This is a genomic window from Nocardioides guangzhouensis (assembly GCF_004519545.1).
GTDB classification, from domain to species: domain Bacteria; phylum Actinomycetota; class Actinomycetes; order Propionibacteriales; family Nocardioidaceae; genus Nocardioides; species Nocardioides guangzhouensis.
In genome coordinates, this window is sequence record NZ_SDKM01000026.1 from 74,054 (window position 1) to 80,290 (window position 6,237).

The window sequence follows — 6,237 nt, forward strand, 5'->3', positions numbered from 1 at the left end:
GCACCGACCCGAATCGAGGCTCCGGTGACCACGGAGGAGCAGTGCGTCTCGTGCGGGGAGCGCAACCCCGCCGGTTCGGCGTTCTGCGTCTTCTGCGGGACGTACCTCGGCTGGGACCAGGCCGGTGGCGCACCGGCGCCCGGATCGACGCCGGACGAGCTCCACCGGTCGGCGCCGCCGTCCGCACCCGCCGAGACGAGACCCGCCGCACCGGCACCGCCCTCGTCGGCACCGCCCTCGCCGGCACCGCCCTCGTCGGCACCGCCCTCGCCGGCACCCCGCGCCGAGCCCCCGACCCGCACCACCACGCGCCCCGGGCCACCGGGGACCGGCACCTGCCCCAGCTGCGGGCACGTCAACGACGCGTCCCGCCGCTTCTGCGGCAGGTGTGGCCACGTCCTCGTCGGGCCCGCACCTTCGACGACCTCCGGGCGACCGACGTACCGCGCCAGGCGCTGGTGGCAGCTCTGGGGTGATCCGGAGGAGCGTGCCGCCCGGCGCGAGTACCGCCGGAGCCTCCCCCGGCTCTACCGGTGGCGGCGCGTCATCGTGACGCTCGCCGTCCTCGTCGGGCTGGTCCTCCTCCTCACGGTCCTGGGCCGGGACCCGGTCGGCTGGGTCAAGGCGCGCTGGTACGACGTCCGGGGCACGACGGTCCCGGTCGACGGCGTCACGGCGCGGGCCACCCCCGAGACGGGGGGCCCACCTGCGCCGAACACCCTGGTCGTCGATGCCGACCCGGCGACCGCCTGGACGATCACCTGGAAAGCGAAGTCCCCCGAACCTGCCTGCGGGCAAGGCGAGACGCAGGGCGTCGTCGTCCTGCGCTGGGGCGACCCCACCCGCGTCCGTCAGCTTCAGGTCGACGCGGGACTGCAGGAGGGCCAGGCCGAGAGGGGGCTCGAGTTCCGACCGGCCACGATCGACGTCAGGTACCGCGAGGCTGGCGGCACCGGCGACCGCGAGTGCCGCACGCTGACGCTCCGGGACACGGCAGACAGGCAGACTCTCGACCTCGACACGGAGGTGGCCGTGCGCAGCCTCCGGATCTCGGTCTCGTCCGTGTTCGACTCCCCGACCCCCGAGGAGGACGGGCCGGTGTCGATCCGGCGGATCGTCGTCAGGTCCCGCCCCGCGTGATCCCGGCTCACGCGCTGGGGCCGGGCGACGGTTGCCCGCTCGGGCGCGAGACCACCTGGTACGTGAGGCTCGCACACGGAACCTGGGGAGGAGTCCCCCCTGCGGCGACGATCCGGGCGGTTGCCGCGTCGCAGGCTGCCACGGACTCCTGCGCGCTGGGACCGTCGACGTAGACGATCCACAGCGGCGCGACGGGGCTCGGCGACGGCGTGACTCCGGGCGTCGGCGTTGCCGCGGGAGTCGCGTGCGCCAGGCCGTACGCGGTGGTCAGGAGCACCTTGGCGGGGATGCCGTTGCTGGCGTACTCCGCTTGAAGCTGACGGGCGGGCTCTTCTCCGGTGTCCGACCCGAACGCTCTCAGGACCGTGATGAAGGCAGCTGGTGGTGCGTCGGGATCGGTGGGCGACCCGCTGCCTCCGTCCCCGCCACCGCCTCCTCCGCCGGGCACGGGCGCCACCGTCGCCGACGGCGAGGGGGCCTCGCTGGCCGGTACCTCCGGAGTGCTCTCGGCCTCGGTCCGGCTGCAGGTCTCGTCGGTCAGGTTCGAGGGGAGACCGCCCCTGACGGCCGCGAGCCGGAAGCACATCTCCGTGTCCGGCTCGACCTCGGCATTGACGGTGGTGGTCGTGGCCCCGGCGATCTCGACGGCCTCTCCGGGCTTCCCGATCGCGGGGTCCACGGCGAAGAGGCGGTAGCCGTCGACCCCCTTCGCCTCGTCCCACACCAGGGTGATCTCCGTCGGCGAGAGGTTGTCGAGCGCCTGGAACCCGGTCGGCGTGGCCGGGTTCGTGGACTGGTCAGCCGCAACGGTTTCGTCATCGCGCGTCAGCAGGAACGCCACTCCCGCGATGCCGGCCACCAGGGCGAGAACGGCGACGGCCACCACCAGGCGGGTCAGGATCGGCTTCTGGTTGAAGGCACCGTCCACGACCGGCGCGCTGGCGGGCGACACCGGAGGAGGCCCGGCCCCTCCGGCTGCCTGCCCGTCGTCCGGTGCGCACGTCACCTGGAACGGGAGTCGCTGCGCCGCGCCGCGCAGCGTGGGGTGCCGCGTGCGCACCTTGATCCGCGAGACGACCTCACCGCCCAGGGGCACGTCCACGATCTCCGGCGACACCAGGAAGCCGAGCGCCTGGTCAGGATCCTCCGGGGTGATCCGCAGTCGAGCGGGCGCGTTGCCCCAGTTGCTGACCTTCAGGGTGTGGCGACCGCTCCAGCGGCCGGTCGAGGCGATCGGGGTCAGCTTGGCCCGGAGCCCCGAGACCGAGCCGATGTCGAGGTCGCCCTCGGCGACCGCGCTGCCGCCGCCCTCCACCTCGGACCGGACCCGCACCCCGAAGGGCAGGGACCCACCCGGAGCACCGGGGCCGGACGGCGGTGAGAAGACGACCACCGCCGTCGCCTCCTGCTGCGGGTACACCGAGAGGGACGGCGGGGCGACCTCCACCCACGGAACCGGGGTCTGCGACACCACGTCGACGACGTACCCCTCGACGATGGTGCCGGGGTTCGTGACCGTGAGCGTGAGCGTCGCCTGCCCGCCGGGCTCCACGCTCAGCCGCGCCGGGTCCAGCCGGAGGATCGGGTCGGTCACGGCGCACCCCTCTCTGCGCGGTCCGCCCGGGGCGCGCGGGATGCACTCCAGCGTAGTGACGGCCCGCCGGACCGGGGGCAGTTCGGGGCGGTCACCTCGGGTGCAGGCCGCGCTGCCCGAAGGGGCAGGTCGAGGTGCGCCCGGTCTGGTCCCGTCCTCGCTGTGACCCGCCGGCGTACGGCGACACGATCGGCACGTGATCCACGAGGTGGACGCGGCCCTTCTCGCGCTCATCGAGCGAGAAGCGACGGGAACCCGCGACGTCGAGGTGGTCTTCGACGCGCCGACCAAGGAGTGGGCCGGACGGCGGAACGCACCCACGATCGACGTCTACCTCTACGACATCCGCGAAGACCTGCGCCGCAGGGAGCGGGGGCTGCTCAACGAGTACGACGACGGGCGGGTCACGGCGCGACACCTCCCGCCCCGCTTCTTCAAGCTCTCCTACCTCGTCACGGCGTGGACGCAACGACCGGAGGACGAGCACCGCCTGCTCTCGTCCCTGCTCGCGTGCTTCCTCCGCCACGACTGCCTTCCCGAGGACACGCTGTCCGGCCCCCTCGCCGAGATCGGCATCTCCGTGCCGCTCACGATCGCCCTCCCACCGCCCGAGGACCGGTCCTTCGCGGACGTGTGGACCGCGCTCGGCGGTGAGCTCAAGCCGTCCCTGGACGTCGTGGTGAGTGCCCCGACGTGGACCGGCCGGGTCTACGACGCGGCACCGCACATCCAGACGCCGCCCGCGGTGTCGATGGGCGGGGTCGGCGACTGGCCGCCTCGGGAGGCCTCCCGTGCCTCGGCACGACGCGGCGGCGCGCCGAAGCCCGGCGGCACGGCACGGAAGAGGTCCCGGTGAGCGCGGGCCCGGACGAGCAGCTGCTGGCCCGGCTGCACGACGTCGAGGCACGGGTCCGGCTCGCGATCGACCACCGGCGTTCGGACGACCCGTCCCCGGACGACCCGTTCCGGGGCCTGTACGTCAACGACGAGACCGTCGACCGGTTGCTCGCCGGGCTGGAGCCGCTACCTGACGCCGGTCCGGAGCTGCCGATCGTCGACCACCCGGGCCCGTTGATGACCCTCGCCCGGAACGCCGGTCTCACCGCTCTCGACGTACGGCTCCTGATCACGGCGCTGGTTCCGGACCTCGACAGCAGGTTCGAGCGGCTGTACGGCTACCTCAACGACGACGTGACCAGGCGACGGGCGAGCATCGGGCTGGCGCTGGAGCTCGCTGGCGCCTCACCCACGTCCGCGGCGGCGCGGCGGGCCCTGTCGGCGTCCGGACCGCTGGTTGGCCTGGGTCTCGTCCTGGTGGAGGACCCCGAACGACCGTTCCTGACCCGGAGCCTCCGGGTGCCGGACCGCATCGTCGCGCACCTGCTCGGGGACGACCTCCCCGACCCGCACGTCCGGGTGCACCTGCAGGACGTCCAGGGCTACCCCAGCCCGCTGGCCGACCGCCTGGGCCGCGCGCTTCGACACGGCGCCGGGCTGATCCACGTCCGGGAACGCGAGGCAGGAACCGGGACGGCCACGGCGGTGGCGGCACTGGAGGCGGCCGGACGGGAGTCGCTGGTGCTCGACCTGGCCTCGGCCGTGCGCGGCGAGGACCCGACCGCTCTCGCCCAAGAGTGCGCGCGGGAGACCACCCTCCGCGGGGCCGGTCTCGTGGCCGGTCCGGTCGAGACGCTGGCCGAGCACCACCTGGACGCCGTGCAGCAGGTCTGCCGGTGGCCGTCGCCGGTGCTGTTCGTGGGGGCGACCACCTGGGATCCGGAGTGGACGGCGTTGCCCCCGCTGGCCGTGGACGCCCCCGCGCTGGGAGCGCGCGAGCGCATCGAGCTGCTGCAGACCCACCTCGACCGTGTGGGCGCCGCCGTCGACCCGGCGCCCTTCGGCGCGCACCTCTCCCTGGGGCCGGCGCAGGTCCAGCGCGCCGTGGACGCGGCGTACACGGCCACCGGGCTCGACGGCGGCGGGGTCAGCGCAGCGGACCTCCGGAGCGGGATCCGCGCCCAGAACGCGGCCGGGCTGGAGCGGCTCGCCCGCAGGATCGAGCCCGAGGTGTCCTGGCCGGACCTGGTGCTCGCCCCCGGCGTACGGCGGTCGCTCCAGGAGCTGGCCGCGCGGGCCCGGCACCGGGACCAGGTGCTCGTGGACTGGCGGATGCGCCAAGGTGGCGGGCGTGGCCGGGGCGTGACCGCGCTCTTCGCCGGGGACTCGGGCACCGGGAAGACCATGTCGGCGGAGGTGATCGCAGCCGACCTCGGGCTGGACCTCTACACGGTCAACCTGGCAACCGTCGTCGACAAGTACGTGGGCGAGACCGAGAAGAACCTGGAGCGGATCTTCGCCGAGGCCGGCGGGGTCAACGCCGTGCTGTTCTTCGACGAGGCCGACGCGATCTTCGGGAAGCGGAGCGAGGTGCGCGACGCGCACGACCGGTACGCCAACATCGAGAGCGCCTACCTGCTCCAACGCCTGGAGACCTTCGACGGGCTGGCCGTGCTGGCCACCAACCTCCGCGCCAACATCGACGAGGCGTTCACCCGCAGGCTGGACACGATCATCGACTTCCCCGCACCCACCCCGGAGCTGCGCGCCGCCCTGTGGCGACAGTGCCTCGGTCCACCGCTCCCGGTGGCGGACGACGTCGACATCGACTTCTGCGCCGAGGCGTTCGAGATGACCGGGGGCAACATCCGCTCGGCCGCCACCACGGCCGCGTACCTGGCTGCCGAGGTACCCGGACCGGTCACCATGACCCTGGTGATTGCCGCCGTGCAACGTGAGTACCGCAAGCTCGGAAGGCTGGTGCTGGAGAAGGAGTTCGGCCGCTACATGGCACTGGTCATGGACTGAGCACAAGACGCTGGAGGTGCGCAGCATGGGATACCGGATCGGTGTTGATCTCGGGACGACGTTCACGGCGGCCGCCGTGGACGACGGCGCCGGCCCCCGGATGGTGGGTCTGGGGAACAGGGCCCTGCAGATTCCCTCGGTCGTTTGCCTCATGGACGACGGCGCCTTCCTGGTCGGGGAGGCCGCCGAGCGCAGGGCCCTGAAGGATCCGACCAGGTCGGCGCGCGAGTTCAAGCGACGGTTCGGCGACACGGTCCCGATCCTGATTGCGGGGCGGCCGTTCTCGCCCCAGGCACTGACAGCGCAGCTGCTGTCGTGGGTGGTGTCCACCGTCATCGAGCGCGAGGGGTCGCTTCCGGACGACGTGGTGGTGACCCATCCAGCCAATTGGGGCGGCTACAAGCGCGAGCTGATGGACCAGACCCTGGCTCTCGCCGACGTCCCGAAGGCCGCGACGATGACCGAGCCCGAGGCCGCCGCGACACGCTACGCCGCGCGTGCTCACCTGGTTGCCGGCGACAGGGTCGCGGTCTACGACCTCGGTGGAGGCACCTTCGACGTCTGCGTGCTGGAGCGGCACGAGGCCGGCTTTGCGATCCTGGGCACACCCGACGGGGTGGAGCACCTGGGCGGCATCG

The 6,237-nt window shown here is 73.2% G+C and carries 6 protein-coding genes; 5 read left to right on the forward strand and 1 reads right to left on the reverse strand.

Features of this window, described 5'->3' with window-relative positions; translation table 11 throughout:
- Positions 1-50 precede the first annotated feature (50 nt).
- Both EKO23_RS25375 and EKO23_RS25380 read left to right on the forward strand, forming a co-directional pair.
- Complete coding sequence (locus EKO23_RS25375) at positions 51-476, forward strand: hypothetical protein (RefSeq protein WP_167880526.1); 426 nt, start codon at positions 51-53, stop codon at positions 474-476.
- Between the two features lie 73 nt (positions 477-549).
- Positions 550-1,140, forward strand: a complete 591-nt coding sequence (locus EKO23_RS25380; RefSeq protein WP_167880527.1) for a hypothetical protein — start codon at positions 550-552, stop codon at positions 1,138-1,140.
- A 7-nt stretch (positions 1,141-1,147) separates the two neighbouring features.
- Here the strand turns inward: EKO23_RS25380 and EKO23_RS17045 are convergent, their stop codons facing one another.
- On the reverse strand, positions 1,148-2,734 hold the full coding sequence (locus EKO23_RS17045; RefSeq protein WP_134719322.1) for a hypothetical protein: 1,587 nt from the start codon (positions 2,732-2,734) through the stop codon (positions 1,148-1,150).
- Positions 2,735-2,930: 196 nt separating this feature from the next.
- On the opposite strand from EKO23_RS17045, the gene EKO23_RS17050 reads away from it, so the two are divergent.
- The 3 genes from EKO23_RS17050 to EKO23_RS17060 form a co-directional block, all read left to right on the forward strand.
- Positions 2,931-3,590: a Pvc16 family protein gene (locus tag EKO23_RS17050; protein WP_134719323.1), complete on the forward strand. Its 660-nt coding sequence runs from the start codon at positions 2,931-2,933 to the stop codon at positions 3,588-3,590.
- Entirely contained in the window at positions 3,587-5,599 is a 2,013-nt protein-coding gene (locus EKO23_RS17055) for an ATP-binding protein (RefSeq protein WP_134719324.1), read from the forward strand. The genes EKO23_RS17050 and EKO23_RS17055 overlap by 4 nt, the downstream gene beginning before the upstream one ends.
- Positions 5,600-5,624: 25 nt before the next feature.
- Positions 5,625-6,237, forward strand: a 613-nt coding sequence (locus EKO23_RS17060; RefSeq protein WP_134719325.1) for an Hsp70 family protein, incomplete at its 3' end; no start/stop codon positions are given.